At 44.0% G+C, this 20,240-nt stretch carries 20 protein-coding genes and 3 pseudogenes; 21 read left to right on the top strand and 2 right to left on the bottom strand.

Annotation, left to right across the window (positions count from 1 at the left end):
- Nucleotides 1–123: 123 nt before the first annotated feature.
- A pseudogene (locus JCM19037_RS29980) lies at nt 124–1,516 on the bottom strand (hypothetical protein).
- A gap of 319 nt (nt 1,517–1,835) precedes the next feature.
- On the opposite strand from JCM19037_RS29980, the pseudogene JCM19037_RS08720 reads away from it, so the two are divergent.
- The 19 genes and pseudogenes from JCM19037_RS08720 (at nt 1,836) to JCM19037_RS08810 (ending at nt 18,088) form a co-directional block, all read left to right on the top strand.
- Nucleotides 1,836–3,577 (top strand): annotated as a pseudogene (locus JCM19037_RS08720) (adenine deaminase C-terminal domain-containing protein).
- A gap of 49 nt (nt 3,578–3,626) precedes the next feature.
- Entirely contained in the window at nt 3,627–4,658 is a 1,032-nt protein-coding gene (locus JCM19037_RS08725; protein ID WP_193744710.1) for a DUF3048 domain-containing protein, read from the top strand.
- Between the two features lie 51 nt (nt 4,659–4,709).
- Nucleotides 4,710–5,012, top strand: coding sequence for a YerC/YecD family TrpR-related protein (locus JCM19037_RS08730; RefSeq protein WP_042400019.1), 303 nt, complete (start codon nt 4,710–4,712; stop codon nt 5,010–5,012).
- A 1,389-nt stretch (nt 5,013–6,401) separates the two neighbouring features.
- Nucleotides 6,402–6,788 carry a GntR family transcriptional regulator gene (locus tag JCM19037_RS08735; protein ID WP_042400023.1) on the top strand — a complete coding sequence of 129 codons (387 nt, stop codon included), beginning with the start codon at nt 6,402–6,404 and terminating at the stop codon, nt 6,786–6,788.
- On the top strand, nt 6,781–7,464 hold the full coding sequence (locus JCM19037_RS08740) for an ATP-binding cassette domain-containing protein (protein WP_042400026.1): 684 nt from the start codon (nt 6,781–6,783) through the stop codon (nt 7,462–7,464). Before JCM19037_RS08735 ends, JCM19037_RS08740 begins: the two co-directional genes overlap by 8 nt.
- Nucleotides 7,461–8,246: a hypothetical protein gene (locus JCM19037_RS08745; RefSeq protein WP_042400027.1), complete on the top strand. Its 786-nt coding sequence runs from the start codon at nt 7,461–7,463 to the stop codon at nt 8,244–8,246. The genes JCM19037_RS08740 and JCM19037_RS08745 overlap by 4 nt, the downstream gene beginning before the upstream one ends.
- Nucleotides 8,247–8,256: 10 nt before the next feature.
- On the top strand, nt 8,257–9,285 hold the full coding sequence (locus tag JCM19037_RS08750; protein WP_042400029.1) for a hypothetical protein: 1,029 nt from the start codon (nt 8,257–8,259) through the stop codon (nt 9,283–9,285).
- A gap of 17 nt (nt 9,286–9,302) precedes the next feature.
- A pseudogene (locus tag JCM19037_RS28380) lies at nt 9,303–9,700 on the top strand (serine hydrolase domain-containing protein).
- On the top strand, nt 9,655–10,245 hold the full coding sequence (locus JCM19037_RS28385) for a serine hydrolase (protein ID WP_255357878.1): 591 nt from the start codon (nt 9,655–9,657) through the stop codon (nt 10,243–10,245). The pseudogene JCM19037_RS28380 and the gene JCM19037_RS28385 overlap by 46 nt, the downstream one beginning before the upstream one ends.
- 66 nt (nt 10,246–10,311) lie before the next feature.
- Nucleotides 10,312–10,566 (top strand): CotD family spore coat protein, encoded by a 255-nt coding sequence (locus JCM19037_RS08765; RefSeq protein WP_042400036.1) that lies wholly within the window; start codon nt 10,312–10,314, stop codon nt 10,564–10,566.
- A 73-nt stretch (nt 10,567–10,639) separates the two neighbouring features.
- The gene (locus tag JCM19037_RS08770) at nt 10,640–11,545 is read left to right on the top strand and encodes a glycosyltransferase (protein ID WP_042400038.1); all 906 of its coding nucleotides are present in this window, start codon (nt 10,640–10,642) and stop codon (nt 11,543–11,545) included.
- Nucleotides 11,538–12,197 carry an acyltransferase gene (locus tag JCM19037_RS08775; protein WP_042400043.1) on the top strand — a complete coding sequence of 220 codons (660 nt, stop codon included), beginning with the start codon at nt 11,538–11,540 and terminating at the stop codon, nt 12,195–12,197. Before JCM19037_RS08770 ends, JCM19037_RS08775 begins: the two co-directional genes overlap by 8 nt.
- Nucleotides 12,198–12,348: 151 nt before the next feature.
- On the top strand, nt 12,349–12,654 hold the full coding sequence (locus JCM19037_RS08780; RefSeq protein WP_042400045.1) for an antibiotic biosynthesis monooxygenase: 306 nt from the start codon (nt 12,349–12,351) through the stop codon (nt 12,652–12,654).
- Nucleotides 12,651–12,998, top strand: a complete 348-nt coding sequence (locus JCM19037_RS08785; RefSeq protein ID WP_042400048.1) for a hypothetical protein — start codon at nt 12,651–12,653, stop codon at nt 12,996–12,998. The genes JCM19037_RS08780 and JCM19037_RS08785 overlap by 4 nt, the downstream gene beginning before the upstream one ends.
- Nucleotides 12,999–13,007: 9 nt before the next feature.
- Nucleotides 13,008–13,673, top strand: a complete 666-nt coding sequence (locus JCM19037_RS08790; protein WP_042400051.1) for a B12-binding domain-containing protein — start codon at nt 13,008–13,010, stop codon at nt 13,671–13,673.
- Nucleotides 13,648–14,418 (top strand): STAS domain-containing protein, encoded by a 771-nt coding sequence (locus tag JCM19037_RS08795; RefSeq protein WP_052363717.1) that lies wholly within the window; start codon nt 13,648–13,650, stop codon nt 14,416–14,418. The genes JCM19037_RS08790 and JCM19037_RS08795 overlap by 26 nt, the downstream gene beginning before the upstream one ends.
- A 90-nt stretch (nt 14,419–14,508) precedes the next feature.
- Complete coding sequence (locus JCM19037_RS08800) at nt 14,509–15,639, top strand: glycosyltransferase (protein ID WP_042400054.1); 1,131 nt, start codon at nt 14,509–14,511, stop codon at nt 15,637–15,639.
- Between the two features lie 72 nt (nt 15,640–15,711).
- Nucleotides 15,712–17,016, top strand: coding sequence for a nucleotide sugar dehydrogenase (locus tag JCM19037_RS08805; RefSeq protein WP_042400057.1), 1,305 nt, complete (start codon nt 15,712–15,714; stop codon nt 17,014–17,016).
- Nucleotides 17,000–18,088, top strand: a complete 1,089-nt coding sequence (locus JCM19037_RS08810; RefSeq protein ID WP_042400059.1) for a DegT/DnrJ/EryC1/StrS aminotransferase family protein — start codon at nt 17,000–17,002, stop codon at nt 18,086–18,088. The genes JCM19037_RS08805 and JCM19037_RS08810 overlap by 17 nt, the downstream gene beginning before the upstream one ends.
- Here the strand turns inward: JCM19037_RS08810 and JCM19037_RS08815 are convergent.
- Complete coding sequence (locus tag JCM19037_RS08815) at nt 18,079–19,176, bottom strand: glycosyltransferase family A protein (RefSeq protein ID WP_052363718.1); 1,098 nt, start codon at nt 19,174–19,176, stop codon at nt 18,079–18,081. The two genes, JCM19037_RS08810 and JCM19037_RS08815, sit on opposite strands and share 10 nt — an antisense overlap.
- Before the next feature lie 178 nt (nt 19,177–19,354).
- Between JCM19037_RS08815 and JCM19037_RS08820 the strand changes: the two genes are divergently transcribed.
- The gene (locus JCM19037_RS08820; RefSeq protein WP_042400062.1) at nt 19,355–19,570 is read left to right on the top strand and encodes a DUF2642 domain-containing protein; all 216 of its coding nucleotides are present in this window, start codon (nt 19,355–19,357) and stop codon (nt 19,568–19,570) included.
- 14 nt (nt 19,571–19,584) lie between these two features.
- Nucleotides 19,585–19,794: a hypothetical protein gene (locus JCM19037_RS08825; protein WP_042400065.1), complete on the top strand. Its 210-nt coding sequence runs from the start codon at nt 19,585–19,587 to the stop codon at nt 19,792–19,794.
- The last annotated feature ends 446 nt before the right edge of the window (nt 19,795–20,240 follow it).

Below are 20,240 nucleotides of genomic sequence, written 5' to 3' on the forward strand. Positions count from 1 at the left end.
TCACGTTAATTTGATTCATCATAACACGGCAAACGAAGGGGTAGAGTGTTTTAAATAAAAAAGAAATAGCTCACATTCATCTCTCCTGATGAAACGTAAGCTGTAATGTGGACGTACATTTCTTTAAAGGAATAAAACAGCGAAAAGGGTGCTCAATAATAAACCTGTAATGACAGGGATAAAACAGATTCGTACAAGTGTTTGAACATTCACTCTTGATATACCGGCAACTGCAACGAGGGACGACCAAGCGATGAGCGTACCGCCACCAACCCAAATGGCACCCATTTGACCAATCGCTGCTAGCGTTGCAGGGTCGACTCCAGCAACGGGACCTAAAGCGCCGGACAGAGCGCCTGTGAGCGGAAGGCCAGAAAATCCTGACCCATCAAGTCCGGTGATCATGCCGATGATGAGAATGCCAAATGCAGTCCAAGCGGCGTGTTCTGGAATTAAGTGTTGCCCGGATTGTACGAGGTCAAAAAGAAAAGCAGGTGCCGTTTCGGTGCCGAGTATGCTTGCTGAGAATTCGTCACTACCGAGAAAGAAAAAGCCGGCAATCGGGATGACGGGTCCCATCGCTTTAAATGCGAATAAAAACCCATCGACCATACAGTCACTCACATTTTCAAACACTTGCCTCGGCTTATAGAAAACACTCGCAGCGATGAGTAATAACAAGGCAACCCCGCCGATGAGCGCAGCACCCGTTCCCCCTTCAAGCTGAGGTCGGTAAAAAACGTCGTGTAGAGCATATAACAGATGACGACGGCGAATGTAACGGGCACAATGATGGCGAATGCTTTTCCTTTTCGAGTGGCTTCTGTACGTTTTTCGATTCGTTTTCCTTCCATCCATTTTTCTAAGTGGCGATCGTTTTTTTGTTGTATCTGTTTACGGATCATGAGATAGGCAATGGTAAGCGCGGCGACCCCTGTAATGATGGATAAAAGAAGAGCACGGTCCGCGACGGCCTGACCACTTACCCCAGCAGCGGTTGCACTAAGCATTGGAGCGATTTGGATAATATAGTCACTTGATAGCGCCATCCCTTGACCGGCAATGGCAATAGCGGCAGCCCCCGCTATTGGAGGTAAGCCGGCTCGAATTGCGACAGGCAATAGTAGCGCGCCCACGAGGGGGACAGCTGGTGTGGGCCAAAAGAACAAGCTAATCACATACGTAACGAGAATAATGACAAGGTAGGAGATATGTCCATTCGTCATGATCTTCCCAAATGGCTTGATCATTTGCTCATTCGCTCCAACGACTTCAAGTCCTTGGAGAAGAGCGGTCATGATGGCAATAATTAAAAAGATGCTAAAAAGCTCTCCGGCGGCACGAGGCTGGCATTAAAGATTGTTTGCAAACCCGTGGAGAGAGAGCCTGTATAAATGAGGCCAATGAGAAAGGTCATTAATATGGCAGGCACTACAACATTCTTTCTCATGAGCATCGTCAAGATGATGATGAGAATCCCGGCGAAATAAATCCAATGTGAGGAGATGATTTCCATAGTACACGCCCTTCCTTCGCACAAGATTAGACTATTCTACGCATCGGTCTAGACGAAGGTGCAAATCGGAAAGGTGATCGACGAAATTAAATGGATTGCTACCAATTTCACATGAATTTGGACTTTGTAATAAATTCTGACATAAAACAACCGTTATGCTTGGATTTACGTTATAATGAGGCCAATAGGCTCGATTGTTACATTGTTGTCACGGAGTTTCCCGATCGGCATTAAAAACTGTGGTAGAATAAAGGGACAAAGGATACAGCTGATTCGTATCGTTAAAGCACGAATATTATTGATAAAGCAGGTGATTCACATGCACCCTCATCACTCACTATGGAACAAACGTGAAAAACGAAATCAAATTAGTGTTGTTCGCGGCGAGCGGGCACCTTCAAAAGTGATAACAAATGCAACATTTCTAAACAGTGGTCGTAAACAATGGACAACTGCAAACATTTGGATTTACGCTGACCGCATTGTGTACGTCGGAGACGCCTTACCGACAAAAACAGAAGGTACGGAGTGGACAGATGCTTCTGGACAATGGATTGTACCAGGATATATTGAGCACCATGCCCATCCGTTTATTGGCTACAACCCAGAAACGTTTGCGAATTATGCGCTGGAAAGAGGAACGAGCACGATCTTCAACGATAACCTCATCCTCATGATGAATCTCGAAAAAAAGAAAGCGCTTACTCTCATTACGGAAATGAATAAAGGACCTTCATCGATCTATTGGTCCTGTCGAATCGACTCGCAAACCGAAACGAAAGATGAGCATAGCGTTTTCACACCTCAGGCGCTTGAAGAGTGGTTAAACCACCCGCTCGTCGTTCAAGGAGGCGAGTTAACAGGTTGGCCAAAAGTTATTTCAGGAGATGATACACTTCTGCATTGGATGGAGGAAGTGTTAAAGAGAAATAAACGCATTGAAGGTCATCTTCCAGGTGCTTCTGAACGTACGTTGGCACAGTTAGCCATTTTAGGTGTCACGAGCGACCACGAGGCCATTTCTGGTGAAGAAGTGTTGAAGCGACTAGACGCAGGTTATACGACGACGTTACGTCATTCCTCATTGCGACCGGATTTGCCGCTGCTCGTTAAAGAAATCGTGGATGCGGGAATTACGAACTTTAACCGTTTCTTAATGACGACGGATGGAGGAAATCCGAGCTTTTATGAGCCAGGTGTCATGGATCAATTGCTCCGAATTGCGATTGAAGGTGGCATTGACCCGATAGCCGCTTACGAAATGGCCTCTTACAATGTTGCCAGACACTATGGCATTGATGCTCACCACGGAATGATTGCGCCTGGCCGGTTGGCTCACCTTAATTTCCTAGAAGATGTTACGAATCCAGCACCTGTGAGTGTTTTGGCAAAAGGGGAATGGATCGTACGAGATAAAGAGCTTGTGTATACGAACGAGCCATTTCCTTGGAACGATTACACGAAGCCGTGGAAGCCGCTGAACTGGGATCTTAAAGACGATGATTTGCACTTTTCGATGCCGATGGGCATTCACCTAGTAAACTCTGTACTATTGAAGCCTTACCATATTGATGTCGATGGAGCTGTTGATGAATTAAGCCTGATCATGATGAATGCTTTTTTGCGATGTTTGACAAAGAAGGCAAATGGCGCATGAATACAATCATTAAAGGGTTTGCTTCGAATTTAGATGGATTGGCAACTTCATACTCCATTACAGGTGATGTCGTTTTGATTGGTAAGAAGAAGTCAGCCATGAAACAAGCTTTCGAGCAATTAAAGGAACAAGGCGGCGGCATCTCCATTGTGCAAAGCGAACAAAATGTTTGTAACTGGAAATTCCCTTACTACGGTGTCATGTCTGACCAACCGATGGAAACACTGATTGAGGAACATCGAGCGTTCGAAAACGTGATGAAAGAAGCGGGATATTCGTTTGACGATCCGTTATATAGCATTTTCTTTTTCTCATCAACGCACTTGCCATATGTTAGAATGACGTCTAAAGGAATTTACGATGTGCATAAGAAAAGCGTGCTTTTTCCAACGATAATGCGTTAAAATAGTAAAGTGAAGAAGTGTTTACTCACTCCGTGGAAGGATGAGTGATTTGAACCGTTTTAAACGTATGGTTGTCCCGTTGCTCATGCTTTTGATTGTAACAGCGTGCCAATCTGAGCCCGAGCCGCTTCAAGAAGGCGATGATCTAGAGCGCAAGCCCTTTAATGAAGTGCCTGCGCGTGAAGAAGCTGTGGAAGTTGAACAAGCAGAGCTACCATTTGTGCATCCACTTAGTGGGATCGGGACATACGAGGTAGAAACGACTCGACCGTTGGCAGTTGTCGTTTCCAACGATCGGAACGCACGCCCTCTGACAGGTTTGCAAGAAGCAGACATCGTGTACGAAGTGCTAACAGAAGCTTCAATTACCCGTTTCATTGCAATCTATCATAGCGAGCATCCGGAGACGATTGGTCCTGTTCGAAGTGCTAGAGAAGTATTTATTGATCTATCTTCAGGATTTGATTCGCTCTTTGTTGCACACGGGTTTAGCCCAGGAGCCGAAGCGAGAATTCAAGCTGACGATTTGTACGAGGTTAATGGGATGCACTATGATGGAAGCCTTTTTAAGAGAGTCGCTACGCGCCCGGCTCCACACAACTCTTATGTGCATTACGATGAACTTTTAGCTCATGCGGAGCAGGCCGGAATTCCGATGTCTCTTGACACACCGCCCCTCTCATTTCGTGATGAAGCGATTGACGGGAACGCTGCATCTGGTGTAACCATCTCCTATATGGGACGATCATCAGCGGAATATCAATTTGATGCAGAGGACCGGGAGTATATCCGTTTTAGCGACGGGGAGCCTTTGATCGACGAAGTTTCTGGAGAGGCGTATCGGACTAAAAATGTGATGGTTGTAGAAGCTCCGCATTCGATCATTGATGATGCAGGCAGACGGGAAATTGATGTATTAGCAGGTGGTGCGGGTTTATTGTTGCAGGACGGAAAGTACCAGGAAGTGAATTGGACAAACGTTGATGGCCGGATTGTTCCCGACGGGGAGCAATTAATTGAAGGCAATACATGGATAAACATCGTAGATTCACTAGATTCTGTAACGATTCAGGACGAGTAAATGTGCTTGTGCGCATGTTTCTTACCTTACTAAAGAAAGAGAGTGATCTCTATGCAAATCGATAAATTAAGAGGAAAAGAGTTGGATCAACTTTTTCAAGCGGTATTATCATTGAAAGATCTCGAAGAATGTTATCAATTTTTTGATGACTTGTGCACAGTAAATGAAGTTCAATCTTTAGCTCAACGTTTAGAAGTGGCCCGAATGTTACAATCAGGAAGTACTTACCATAAGATTGAAGTCGAAACTGGCGCAAGTACAGCGACGATTAGTCGTGTGAAACGTTGCTTGAATTACGGTAATGATAGTTATCAGATGACGCTCGACCGTGTCCATAGTGAAAACCACTCTTAATAGGTGTGAGAAGCTATACTAAAATCGTTTAAAAACCGGATGTCTCATTGGAGGCATCGTTTTTAGCATGGTAATTGCGTGTACGTTAGAGTGAGTAGTGCGTTCGGTTTTGCGAGGGGAGGGGGACGTTCTTGTGCTGTGCACGCTCAAGGTTGGGTTATACTGGAATTTGGCGGTCTAGATTACGTACTAAGCGATCTGGACCGTTATGACTGAGTGTAGACGTTTGGCAATCATTTTGAGATACACAGTGGATCGTTCGGGCTCTGCGCCTGAACGTATTTGGTATATTCTGGAATATAATGTTCTAAATCGTTTTCCTAATGTGCGCTGTTGGGTTGGAGGGGAGCGCGGTACTAGGTACCATTTTGCGCGCAAGTTTGCCTAGTTTAACGATATTTGGAGCTCATCCCGCTAAACTCCTGCGTAGTTTGTTCCAACTGGAGCGCAGATTCAATGACCATAAGTGAGCACCCTATCGGCCTGAGCGCTGCCGAAGATAAATCGGACGCGGTTCGCGCGAACCGCGCCAACGCTTGTGGGTACTTCGGGGCGGGGATGTGCACGTGACCTGGTAATCTGTTACCGAGTTTGCTCATTCTGTTACCTAGTTTATGAGAATATACCGCTTTTCCTGCGATCTTCCCCAACTTGAGAACAGTTTGGTCGCAACTCGAGCACAGTTTCCAATTTCACAAGCTACCATTGATTCGTGAAGAATTTCTTTAGTTCAACTTATATAGATCGTTTTCCACGATTTTCAGCTCCAGCGGTGGCGACGGTCGCTCATTTTTGGGAATTTGTAGGGGGATTGGTGATCTAGGTTGCTTCAGAATACCGCAGTTTACCCCATACTAGGCACTCTATGAACGTTTGTTTCTATATTAAACGTCAACCTGTTTACTCATATAAACCTCAAGAGCTAGCAACTATCGGCACCGGAGGTGCCGAAGATCAACCGAGCGGTCGTCTTTGTAATAGAAAAGATGTTAGCATTTGTTGAGTCGAGCGAGTGGAACGAAAGTTTCATGCAGATACACTATCAATTCTTTAATGCAATTTATGTAGATCACACCGTAACGGTTGCTTTTATTAGAAAATAAGTAATCTATAAATTATTTCGATGAATTTCTTGAATTAAAATTGCTACTTTGGCTCTCGAACAAAAATATTGAATCATTTCAGAAACACAGATTAATAAGGTGATTGCCCGGTACCGATGCGAAAGCAAACAAGATGACTATTATCCATGTGCCTGCTGTCTGCTATCCCAATGTAACTTTTTACATGCAACGCTTGACGAATGATCTGTATTAAGAGTATAGTACAGTCATACATCAAGTGTATGAACTAATTAATACACACACTTATAGATGGAAGGTAATGCCTATGAATATATCGTTTAATACTCGTGACCCCGTCTACTTGCAAGTCGTGAGGCATTTTAAGTTGAGTATTGCGAAGGGTATTCTCACTGCTGGTGAGGAGATTCCTTCCCGAAGAGAACTAGCTTCGCAGTTAAAGATTAATCCGAATACCGTGCAACGGGCGTACCGTGAAATGGAGGAACAGAAGTTGATTAAAACAGAGCGAAATGTCCCGAGTAAAGTGACGACAGATGCGCACATATTACGAAGTGTGCGAGAAGAGCTTCTACATGAATCGATTTCTAATTTTCTCGATGAAGTTGAACCGTTGCAGCTTCCATTAGATGAAATCGTATCCCGAATTCAACAACAAATACATCGTAAAGGAGAGAGCGCGAGCGATGATTGAAATTGAGCAAATGACGAAATCATTCGGTAGAAAAAAAGTCGTTCGATCCGTGTCTTTTCATGCGAATACGAATGAAATTACGTGCTTAATTGGACTAAATGGTGCAGGGAAAACGACGATTTTGCAGGCGATTATGAACTTAACTCCTTCAAAAGGAACCGTGCGTTTTGCTGGCAAACCGTATACACATGCGACCAATCGAGATTTGATATTTATTACAGACGATCTTTCGATGCCGAGGGTGATGACGGTTGCAGAATCAATGGAATTCATGCAACTACACTATCCGAAATGGGAAACAGATAAAGCCGAAGAACTCGTGAAATACCTTAAGCTAGACAAAAATGAAAAGCTGAAAAATCTATCAAAAGGCTACAAGATGCGAGTGAACTTAATGCTCGGTCTCGCCGCCGGATGCACGTACATTTTGATGGATGAGCCTCTATCTGGGATTGATGCTTTAACGAGAGAAAACATTCTTGATCTATTAACGAGTGAATTTGTAGAAAGCAAAACGATCCTTCTTACGACACATGAAGTCGGAGAGATTGAAGCGATCGTTGACCGAGCTGTACTCCTGAACGATGGTGAAATTGTCGATAGTTTCTATGTAGAGTCGTTGCGTGAGGAAGAGCAAAAGTCTCTGCTCGATAAAATGAGAGAGGTGTACCGATGAGCTTCTTACGATTGTTATTTATTGAATTGAACCGAATTCGTTTTCTGTTTCTCGCTCTCGTCGTCATTGTCGTTATTACACAATTTGCCCTCACATTGCTGTTACCTCGCTATTGGGTAGGGCAAATCGAATCAGGAGAAATGATACCCTCTATAACTTTTACTTTTATCAATGTATTTGAACATGGGATTTACAACTTGTCGCTCGCATTGCCGGTGATTACGATCGGGCTATACATTTTCATCGTTTGGTATCGGGATTGGTTTGGTCAAGGCACGTTTATGAAACGTCTACTCATGCTTCCAAGTAGCCGGATGAATGTGTTTGCAGCGAAGCTCGTGACAATTGTGCTGGTAACACTCGCTGTAGTAAGCATTTACCGTCTCGTATTACCGGTGCAGATGGGGCTGTTTGAGTGGGTGCTTCCGAACTCACTTTATGGTGGGCAGATTGAACCTTTCCATTTGTTCTTTACCTCTGCTTTAATTGTTGTTTATCCGCCGACGTTACTTGACTTCTTTATTGTGTATGGATTAGGGATTACGCTTGTTTGTGTACTATTTTCAGCGATTTTGTTTGAGAGGTCGTTTGGGTTTATCGGGCTTGGCATAGGGACCGCGTATGTCATTGCAGCATTCATGTTGTATGGAGTAGCAGCAAATATGTTCGGAAGAGTATACGAACTGCAATTATTACTAGTCATGCTTGGGGTTACTCTCGGCATTTGCGCCGTTAGCTTATTCGTTTCGAGATTCTTATTATTAAGAAAAGTTACCGCTTAGGAGGAAAACGATGAATCGCGCACTTGTTACGATCATAATCGCAGTTTTTGCTGTAGGCGGTGTGATGTTTCACTACGTTCAAACCGCTAGCATGTTTAGTAATATGCCAAGCTTTCATTTAGAAAATGTCGAAGGAGATTCTTCTTTTACAGAGAAACTTAGTTATACCGGTAGAGTTGAAGGCAATCAATTCACCGATGGGTTTATTTTTCATCCGAACACCGGTACACAATATACCGCTGCTCGGTCAATGATGTTTGATCACCAACGTGGACCGCATCAGAATACAGTTAGAGATGAGTATGAGGCTTTGCAATATTTTTACGGGCCGATTTTTGAAAATGACCATTTTCTTGTAGGAGCCCAGTTTGAACATCTTCCAGATTCAGAAGGGATCGAGTTACGTGTGCAATTTGTCGATAAACAATCCGAAGATGATTGGAGAATAACAATTCCGTCCCTTCCTTTGGACGAATGGGGAGAGATTACGAATCTATATGTTGAGAATGGGCATTTGTACATCTTAGCAAGAGCGGATGATGAGAATCATCACCTAACGATTGACGTGAATCAAGAAGAAGTGATCGATCATCAACAACGACCCGGTCGTGCTTTCTCTCAATACGGAATGGGAATGGAGATGACGGATTCTCGTTCGGCGCTACTCACTGATGAAGGAATGGCTTTAGTATATGACCTTGTGGATGGTGAAGTGAAGGCAGAACTTGAGCTTCCAGAAGAAGCAACGAGTGCCCACACCTTGTACGCTGGGGAAGATACGTTCTATTTATTATCCGAAGCAACGCTTTGGAAAGAAAATAACGGGCAATTTGAAGAAGTCGTAACGATCGAACACGTTGACAATCCGCTCGTTACGGTCGTAAATGACCAGTTATTTTCTCTGTCTGAACAAGATAACCAATCAGCGATCGTTGAAGTATTTGATGCATCTTCTGGACAATTGGCATTTCGCGCTGACCTCGTGCCAGAGGACGAGTCGAGTCTAGACATCTATCACGGATACATGACGATTCACTAAGACGAGGGGGCACGATGATGATTCAAGAAGCGATTAAAGATCAAAACATTCCAGGTGCTGTCTTGTCCGTGGTGCATAAAGGCATCGAAGTGTGCCATCGAGCGTATGGCAACCAAGTTGTTTTTCCTAAAGAAGAACAGATGGAAACAAATACACGGTTTGATATTGCCTCTCTCACGAAGGTGACAGCGATGCTGCCTGTCACCCTTTTGCTCGTCGATGAGGCAGACTTCAGTTGGATACGTGCGTTCGAGACGTTTTTCCAACATTTCCTCACGAACGTGTGACCGTCCGGCATTTACTTAATCACACGTCAGGGCTTGGCGCCGATCACTCTTTGAAGTATGCAGCTACACACGACCAGAAATTATTAAAGACTTGTTGGAGCAACCCGTGCACGTTGATCCTGGTGTAAAAAGAGTATATAGTGACCTCGGCATGATGCTGCTTTACTTCCTGTGTGAAAAAATACTCAACAACGAGTTTGAATCCTATTTCTATGAACGGGTGACCCAGCCGCTAGGTATGGATTGTACGTCGTTCAACCCGAAAATAAAAAAGAATATCGCTGCTACCGAGTACGATGAGAGGCACGGCACACATAAACGAGGCGTTGTTCATGATGAAAAGGCAGAGCAGATGGGGGGCATTAGTGGTCATGCAGGCCTTTTCTCTACAGCGAGAGATTTGCAAAAGTACTTAGCCATTTATGAAAATCCTCGTAACGAGGTCTTGTCCAAGTCACTTATTGAGGCCAGTTTTACCGGTCTTGGATGGCAAATGTCGGGTCAAACATTTTCACACACAGGCTTTACGGGTGTCAATATGTGGTGTGATCCGGTAGAGAAACTGCGCGTCGTGTTCTTGACGAATCGTGTACACTTCGGAAGAAGCTATAATCTCACGTTTTTGCGCAAGCAAATCAAAGAAGCTATATACAAAAAAATAGGCGGCGGATGAATGACGCATTGATAAGCGGAAACATACAGTGGGAGTAAACGACAAAGCTGTTGGAGGGATTCGATTATGTTCCCAAGAAGAAACCGTCACCCGCATCATCCCGTTCCGCCTCCAGGTATGTACCCGCCAGGACAGGAATTTATCGTGCCAGAAGTGTTCACGACCGAACAAAAACATGTGAAAAACCACGTGTATAAATACGTTCCTGTACATCCAGAAACGCACAGTTACGCGCAGCAAACGGAAGTGAAACACACGCATATGCCACCGCCAATGGGACCACCCCCACGTCCGGGGCGACGACGCCCATTTCCGTGGTAGGTGGATGACATGAACGATGCTTCGGCATCGTTTTTTTACATCGTGTGATTTTGGTTTCTAAAGGTGGGGTCAGATGAAGGTCTTGTACATCGGTGTGGATACGTCTCAATACGTCGACCGAAATTATTCCTATATTGAACAAGCTTTAAAAGAGAAGTGTGAACAATTTGCCGTGTGGCGAACGTCTGGACATATTCAATGGGTATTGTCAAAAGTGACATTCGAGCCCGATTATATTTTGGTAGTGAATGATATTGGATCGACGTTTACGCCGAAGGTTACGGGACTGAATCAAATCTCAATACCGTGTGGAATCATTGTGAATGATGTGCACCGCTTTACTGAAGTTCGGAAGAATTATTTGTTGAGACAACAGTTTGATCAAGTGTTTTCTGTCGTCTCCGAAGGATTCCAACGTTTCTATCCTGATGTTTCCTTTGAATGGCTTCCTCATTTCGTCAATACAGACGTATTTTCTAGAGAAGACAAAAAAGACATCGACCTTTTGCTTACAGGAGCTGTTAGCGAAACGTATCCATTTAGACAGCACACCCTCGAACAGATCCAACACGTTCCTTCCTTTGTTCATCTCCCTCATCCAGGGTATAAAAATGTTGCCGATCACGTTGCCGGGATCGGTTATGCTAAGCTGTTGCAAAGGGCGAAGATTAGCTTTGCTTGCCCGTCTGTATATGAATACCCAGTGAAGAAATACTTTGAAATCCCTGCAAGTGGCACATTGTTAGTCGCACCAGAATGCAAAGATATTCGTCAACTCGGCTTTATTCCGTGGCAACATTATGTACCTGCTGATACGCTTACCGTAAAATCGCGTACGTTATATTACTTGGCGAATGTAGAAGCTCGAATGAAAATCATTGATGAGGCATATCGTTGGGTGCGAAAGAATCATTCGCTAGAAGTGCGGGTGAAAGAGCTCTATCAACTAATTAAAAAGGGGACAAACAAAGATGAGTGAAATCGGTACGAATGTCGTCATAAAAGACGGAGCGATTATCGGGAAGAACGTTGTGATCGGTGACAATACAGTGATCTATGAGGATGTGACCGTCGAAGACAATGTCGTGATTGGCGCAAACAATGTGATCGGCATTCGCCCCGGAGGAAATAGCCGGATGCGAAAGTCAAATGAAAAAGCCGCGCGTCTCGTTATACACTCAGGCACAAAGACCGGAAGTCTCGTTGCCTTGTATGCAGGTAGTCAAATCGGCAAACATTGTTTCTTAGGAGACTTGGCTAGTGTAAGGGAAAATGTCCGGATTGGTAATGAAACAGTAATCGGGCGATCGGCCATTGTTGAGTTGAATACGGTTATTGGGAACCATTGTACGATACAAACGGGTGCGTATGTGACTGGGGATACGACAATTGAAGATCATGTGTTTCTTGGGCCGTGCGTATCAATGAGCAACGATAAATATATGGGCGCAAAACCGTATGAGATGCAGGGCCCGACGATTAAGAAAGGGGCTAAAATTGGCAACAATGCGACGTTGCTACCTGGAATTACGATTGGAGAAGAAGCGATCGTAGGGGCAGGTGCGGTTGTGACGAAAGACGCTCGTGCACATACGACTGTTGCTGGTGTTCCTGCAAAACCGATCCGGTAAAATTGTAGATCGGTTGAAAACGAGTCGCCCGTCAATTGATGGGGACTTGATACTTATGTTTTAGTGTGATGTTGTTCAGTCCCGTTATTCTTTAGGAAAGCCTTATATTATGGTAAACTTACGATACTGTATATGAGAAGGAGGGACATCGATGTATATTGTAACTTCGACAGTCACCGTCCCAAAAGAAAAAACGGATGAAGTGATTGGCATCTATCAGAAACGCTCACGAAAAGTTGATCAAGCTCAAGGGTTTCAATCGTTTCATCTCCTCCAAAATGATAAAAAGCCGGAAGAATTGACGGTTCATCTCATTTGGGATTCAAAGGAAGACTATATTCGCTGGGTATCCAGTGATGAATATAAGGAAATTCATGATCTAGAGAAGAACTACCCTGATCAGGAACTGGCGTCGATCACTGCCCGTGTTGGAATGTTTTCAGTGGTCGCGACATGAATGACACGCAAAAATCACAAATTGCTTTTCGTATTACGGAAGAAATATATGAGGAGTATCCGACTTTATGGGAAAAATTCGGTGATCATGGTCGCGCTCGCACAGAAGAAGACAACGTTCACCATCTTAACCATCTGTTGACCGCCTATGAAATGAAGCAGCCTCATTTCTTTGTTGAATACACCTCGTGGTTAAATACGGTGCTTACGAGTCGTAATGTAGGCACACACTTGATCATTGACAATTATCGACGGTTGGAACGCCACTTGAGTGGGAGTGTCCCGAAGGAGCAAGAGGTATTTTTTATGGATTGTTTAGCGCAAGGAAAAGCTGTTTTACAATGAGGTGTTCGTGTGGAAGCTCAAATTGAAAAACTGGCAGACCGATTGCTTGACGGTGATGAGGGAGAAGCGACTTCGATTATTCAGCATGCACTGCAGGCGATGGGAAAGATTGATGTGTTTGAGCAATTGATTACGCCCTCAATGTATCTTGTCGGCAAGCGTTGGGAGCGAAATGAAATCTCGGTGGCTGATGAACATTTAGCCACCGCAACCGTTGATTTCATCCTTACAGCTATGGAACAGGTTGATCGTAAAGAATCCAGTCTTACAAATCGGAAAGTACTTCTCTGTGGCGTCGAGGACGAACAGCATTACATCGGTCTAAAAATGGTCGGTTCTCTGTTTCGTGACCGAGGATGGAACGTTCGGAATCTCGGTCCTAACTTGCCGTTAAACCATTTACAGTCCTCTGCTGCAATTTGGAAACCAGATGTGATTGTGCTCTCTATTGCACTTTTGTACCGATTGCCCGTGCTTCATGAGTACGTTCGCTCGTTGCTCACCTTGAAGCATCGACCGTCTATTCTCATTGGCGGCCGTGTAGCATATGAGTATCAATTATCGGCGACGGAACTAGATCAAGTCGAAGTGATAGGAAGTTTGCGGCAACTGGATGAATGGCTTGATAACGGGAAAGTAGGGAAGGCACATGCAAGAACGAATGACCAACCGTAACTTGCCATTACCTACCTTTAAAATTGATAAGAATTTCGAGATTCTCGAGCGCTCGATGGAAGCAGGAGAAGTGTTCCGTCTTGAACGCTCCTTTTTAGCGCTCGTTGACGTGGAAAGTCAAGAAAAGGTTAGGGAATGGCTCAGGCCTGAGCATGAGCAAGTGAGTCTTGAAGTGAACATGCTTACGAGTAATGGAGAGCTCGTACTCGTAGATGTTTATGTAGGATGGGAAAGTGAGCTTCATGCTGAGGTTCTTGTGATTAAAAAAGACGAAGCGTTTTCCCGAGTGCTCGGGCAATTAACGAAGCTTCGTGCTCGACTTCAAGACACGAACATCGAGCTCATGCATGAAAAAGAACGACTAGAATTGCTCGCAGAAGAAAACCGCCGTCTGTCTGCCCCATTTATTCCATTAAGTGAGGAAGTTGGGTTAGTATCGATGTTCGGTATGCTGGACAGAGAAAAAATACAGTCCATTGAAGTCAAATTGCTTCAAGAAATCTATGAAGATAGCGCCGACACGATTATTTTTGATTTTACAGCCTCTGGAGAAGTGACGAATGACGGAGTAAGAGCCTTAAAGTCAATGTTTAAGTCCCTCGCCATTATGGGATGTGAGTTGCTCATCGCCGGTGTCAATCAAGAGGTGGCCAAGTCTTTTAAACAATATGAAGTGCAAAAATGGAACATTAGATTTATTCACTCCCTTGAGCGGGCGTTAAAAAGCATGGATGTGACTTCGTGACGTTCATGCTTTTTGTTATGCGCAATTGACTGTGTCGGCTACGTTATGAGCGCATACCGTATTGGAAACGAATAAAAGCGAGGGGAGCAAATGAAGACGGTCTGTTTTGTCGTCACTGAACACCCGATCAAAGATGCTCGGATTTTTCACCGCGAAGCAAAAAGTCTTGCGCGAGCTGGATACAATGTCACGATTCTTTCACCGTCTCAAGCTACAGAACGTGAAGGAGTGCCTTTTCTCATTGATGAGATAACGATTGTCCCCTACGTGCCGGACCGCCTAAAAGATGACCAACACCGGTCTTTTGAATTGAGACAAAACAAGACGCCAGAATCATCACTCGTTCGACTAGGAATTAAAGTACGTGCCGATCTGTATCATGCCCATGAAATGGAGTCACTTCATGCGGCAGTTTTTATGAAGCGTGCGGTGTCTGATGCTCGTTTAGTTTTTGATAGCCATGAACTATTCGTCGACCACCGTTCACTAACGAGCATCCGGAGACGTGAACAAAAAGAAGCATGGTTACGGCAAATGCTTGAAGAAACGGATGCGATTATTACGGTATCTCCTTCCATAGCGGAATATTACAAAAATCTATCTTTTAAAGGGCCAGTTGAAGTGATTGTGAACTCTCCACCATTCACATCGTTTGTTCATAAAAAGAAAACCTCACATCGAACGATCGGTTACGTCGGTATGGTTACTAAAGACAAAGGAAACTGGCAAAAGCTCGTCGATATTGCTGAACAATCGGAGTATTCCATCAAAATAATAGGTGGAGCACCACGACATGAAACGGAACTGCTCGTTCCAGATCATCTACACGATCGTATTGAGATGACCGGTTGGGTTGATTACGATCATATCCCTTCTGAACTTGAAGATGTCGACATCGGCTGGATTGATATGAATACGAAACGATCAATGAACCGGTATTTTTCTTTGCCGAATAAGTTTTTTAGCTTTTTAGATGCGGGCGTGCCTGTCATTGTGAACGATTGCCTAGAGATGAGAAAAGTGATTGAAAAAGAACGATGTGGGATTGTTATCCCAATGGAGAACCCGGCCGCGACCGATTATGCGAATGGCATGTTAAGCGTTAGTGATGACCAATTGCAACGGATGGGTGAGAATGCACGACGCTATATGCAGCGTGAGATGAGTTGGGATCATATGGAGAGGCGATTACTCGCATTATATGAAACGCTATTAGTATAGACACCTTTTTTCTAGAGATGTCCAAACAACGTGCATGCTCTTCACATATTGTAAGTGAAGAGGGTGATATGAATGAATAAAAATACTGTAGCGGTCATCGGACTCGGTAAAATCGGGCTTACGCTGGCCGCTGTTTATGCAAGTAACGGGTATAAAGTAGTGGGTGCAGATGTGAATCAGAACGTCGTGGATACAGTAAACCGGGGGGAAAGTCACATCCAGAATGAACCAGGTTTACAGGAACTTGTGCATGAGGCTTATGTGAACAAACAGCTCCGGGCAACGGCTTCCACGAGAGAAGCTGTCCAGGAAGCGTCAACAGTCGTTGTGATTGTTCCAGTCCTCATTGATGACGATTATGACGTGGATTATCAGTACATTGATGCTGCAACCCGAGAGATTGGTCTAGGGATACAAAAAGGAACGACCGTGATTTACGAAACGACGTTACCTACGGGAGATACGAGAAAGCGTTTTGGTGCAATGATTGAACAAGCATCCAGTTTGCAAGCTGGGGTTGATTTTTATCTTGCTTACAGCCCCGAACGTGTCTACTCAAATACAATTATTCGTGATTTAAAAAAGTATCCGAAAATTGTTGGTGGAATTAATGAAGCGAGCCTCATTAACGCGAGTACGTTTTACAAACTGGCACTCGGGTGTGACGTGTTGCCTGTGGAAAATGCAGACACGGCTGAATTTGCAAAAGTTGCAGAGTGTGTATACCGCGATGTGAATATTGCGCTTGCCAATGAGCTCGCCATTTATGCGGACCAGATGAATGTGAATATGAGAGATGCAGCGGCAGCAAGCAATACCCAGCCGTATTCTCACATTCATGCTCCCGGCGTTGGTGTGGGTGGTCATTGCATTCCGATCTATCCATATTTCTTTATTTCAAGAGGTTTAGATGAAGGAATTGTTCAACAATCCCGAAAGATAAATGATCAAATGGCAAACTACGCTTTGGAGCGAATCGAGTCACAAAGCGGCAAGTTGCAAGGCGAAAATGTGTTAATTCTTGGCTTATCATACCGTGAAAATGTGAAAGAAACAGAGAAGTCATCGGCTTGGAAATTGCTTGAAGGATTGAAGGAAAGAGGAGCCGCATCTTTCGTTCATGATCCACATTTTTCTGAAGAGGAAATGCGAACGTTTAACGTAGAGCCACTCGAACTAACAAATGAGGAAATGAAAAAGGTAGACATCATCATTCTCCAAGCATATCACGATGAATATCGTAGTTTGGATTTTTCACAGTTTGTCAAAAAGCCGTTCGTGTTTGACGGTAGAAATGTGTTGGACCGACCCAATTTGCTGAACTCGGTATGGGTTTTGATGCGATTGGAGGGGCAAAGCAATGATTCCAATGGTTGATCTGAAAAAAGAGTATGAATTGTTAAAACATGCACTTCACAAAGAGGTGCAAGAAGTGATGGAGAGTGGGGTGTACATTCTAGGGCCGAAGTGTGAGCAACTTGAGCGAGAAATGGAGCAGTATCATCCCGTAAAATATGCTGTTGGTGTTGCGAATGGCACAGATGCCCTTTACTTGGCTGTAAAGGCACTGGGAATTGGGGCAGGTGATGAGATCATTACGACGCCATTTACTTTCTTTGCCAGTGGTGAAGCGATCGAAGAAGCTGGAGCCACACCGGTGTTTGTGGATATCAATCCGCTGACGTATAACATGGACACCACACAGATTGAAGCAAAGATTACGCCTAAAACACGGGCGATACTCGTTGTACATCTATTCGGAAAGCTTTGTGATATGGATGTGATTATGAGCATCGCAAAAAAACACAACCTTCGTGTGATTGAAGATGCGTGCCAAGCGATTGGAACGAAAGATGATTATGGAAAAAAAGCAGGTACAATTGGCGATGTGGGTTGTTTTTCTTTCTTTCCATCCAAAAATCTAGGTGGATTTGGCGATGGGGGCATGGTCATTACGAATGATCAAGACGTATATGACCGCGTATTAGAATTACGAAATCACGGTAGCGTTAGAAAATACGAACACCGCTCGATCGGAATTAATAGCCGACTTGATGAACTGCAAGCGGCAGTTCTACTCGTCAAACTTCAACATTTAGATCTGTTTTTGCATAAGAGAACCGTCATCGCCAAGCGCTATTCCGAAGAGCTAAAGCGTTACGCTACAGTTCCAGACCCATACTTGCACTCTTTTCACCAATATTGTTTTGAAGTGAAAGATCGGAAATCCTTAATGGATTATCTCGCCAAACGTGGTATTTCCTCTGCAGTTTACTATCCAATACCGTTACACTTACAAGAAGCGCTGCAACACTTACGGTATAAAAAAGGGGATTTCCCGTTAGCAGAACGTGCAGCCGAGCAAATCATCGCGCTCCCGATTTCTCCAGAGCTGGCGTTTAGTGACCAAGAATATATTATCCAAACGATCCACGCGTATTATAAATAGTCTTTGAAATCATTCCATTTGGAATGATTTCTTTTCGTAATTGATTGCTTATGTTGGCGAACGTTATAAAAGGTACAGTCTACATAATGAAGGGAATCGGCCGCTAGAAACTTTTTTAATAAACTAATGTCCTCATAGAGCCGTCCTTGTTCAAAATCAATGACCGGATAACCTCCGAGTGAAAGTAATGAAGTTGTGCGGTAAACTCTCGGTCCTAAAGGCAGAGGATAACCGAGCAGTTCATTGGGACTATGCACTGGGAACCCTTTCACATGACGTTTGTAAGACATCATATCTTCGCCTTTCCAATAGCGTAAATTCCCATAAAAGGCCCCCGTACGTTCAGGCAATTGTTGACCGATCTCTTTCGTACTTTCAATGGCGTCAGCATCCAACCAATCATCTCCGTCCAACTCAATGAGCCACGTGCACTCTACATAGTGGAGTAACTCATTTAGCGCCCGTGCTTTTCCAATGTTGGTCGGGATTCGAAGCAGCGTGAATGAAGGAAAGCGTTCGGTCATGTTTAATATTTCACGTACTGTATTGTCGGTAGATCCGTCATCAACAACGAAAACATGGTCAGCACGTACCGTTTGATCAGCGATCGAACTCAGCGCATTCCGGATCCAACGTTCTGCATTTAGCACTGAGAGCATGACTCCGACCGTTGGCAACGGTTTGATTTTTGGAGGGGTGAATTTTGTTAAGATTGATTGTTTAATTTTTTGTTCCGTCGTATTGAATTGTGTGCTCGTTCTCGTTAACCGGTCTGCCGTTCTTTTCACACTAGAAGTCGGAATACGGCAAAGCCATTTTGCTAGTAAGGCATCTTCAAAAGGCAACTCGTCTATTGTAGGAAGAGGGTGGGTCAAAAACAGTTCAGTTCGTATGACAAGAGGCCATTGTTGTTGTGTGGAAGCCGTTTGCATGACGAGGACGTCGTGGTCACCCATCCTATCTATGAGCGAATCGATGTTGTTATGAATGAGCCGCTCAAACGTAGGGATGAGAACGATATATTGTTTTTCCATGGTGCTTGGACTCGTAATGAGTTCCATCGGATTCGGGATGATCGTGTAGCTCAAGGTACTCACTCCTAATCTATATTTAAAAGAATGTTTCAAACAACCTTGTTGGATTCGCTCGTCTTGGATGAAAATGATAGGTGAACGATTGATCTTGAAAAACCAAGTTGTACACACATTCATAATCATGTGTTTGTGCATCTACTGTATAGATATTGCAGAAAAGGGGGAGTAGACCTTGACCATAAATGTGAACAATATCAATTCAACTTCTCTGTATCAATTACTGGCGAGTTTAATCAATGAAAATGTGCAAATCACAACGCAATTTGGTGTTGTAATTGGGGCGGTTTTAGAAGTAAATAGCGACTATGTTGTGATTCAAGAAGCAGACGGAGCGTTAGCGTTCGTAAGATTTACGAAAATTGAAGTTATCACTGACGTGATTGAATAAAAAGGAGGATTCTTATGTTTGGACCGTTATTTATTTTTGAATTGCAAAATCGGATCGGGACACCGATTCAAATTGCTACTGATAACAGTTTGATTGAAGGCACGCTCGTAAATGTGAATTTTAGCCTTGTCGTCATCGACGCTGATGACGGCTATAGCATTACGAGACAATTTATTAATGCAAATGAAATTAACTTCTTCCGCGATGCCGACGCTGTAATCTAAAGCAAGATCGAATGAGCAGCAGATGCTCATGAAGTTAAACTTGAGATCACTCATCTTTTAGTGAGGTTAGGTGTTAGGGTGCGATTTAGATCACGAGAATCCCTTATACTTCAACTAGGTACGGGTGCGTCAACCGAACAAGCTACCGTTTGTGTTGCAATGACATGTATGCGCAGTATAATCGATCCAGGTCGCCCATTTTCTAGTGAAAACAGTGGCGATATGTGATGTACTAAAGAAATTCTCTAATTGATTTGAAGGGGTCGCCTACCGACTGCGTGGAAATAAGAAGACATTGAAAAAGCCGATAAGAAAATTATCGGTATTCGTACAGTGCTGCGTGAGCGAATTGTATCTGCCCGTATAAGAAATCTTATTTGGCAAGAAGTCATATGGGGATATGTACAAATGCTGTCTTCCTAGATTCGGGGGTTAGGGACAGAGGT

Source organism: Geomicrobium sp. JCM 19037 (assembly GCF_000698105.1).
GTDB lineage: Bacteria > Bacillota > Bacilli > Bacillales > Marinococcaceae > Geomicrobium_A.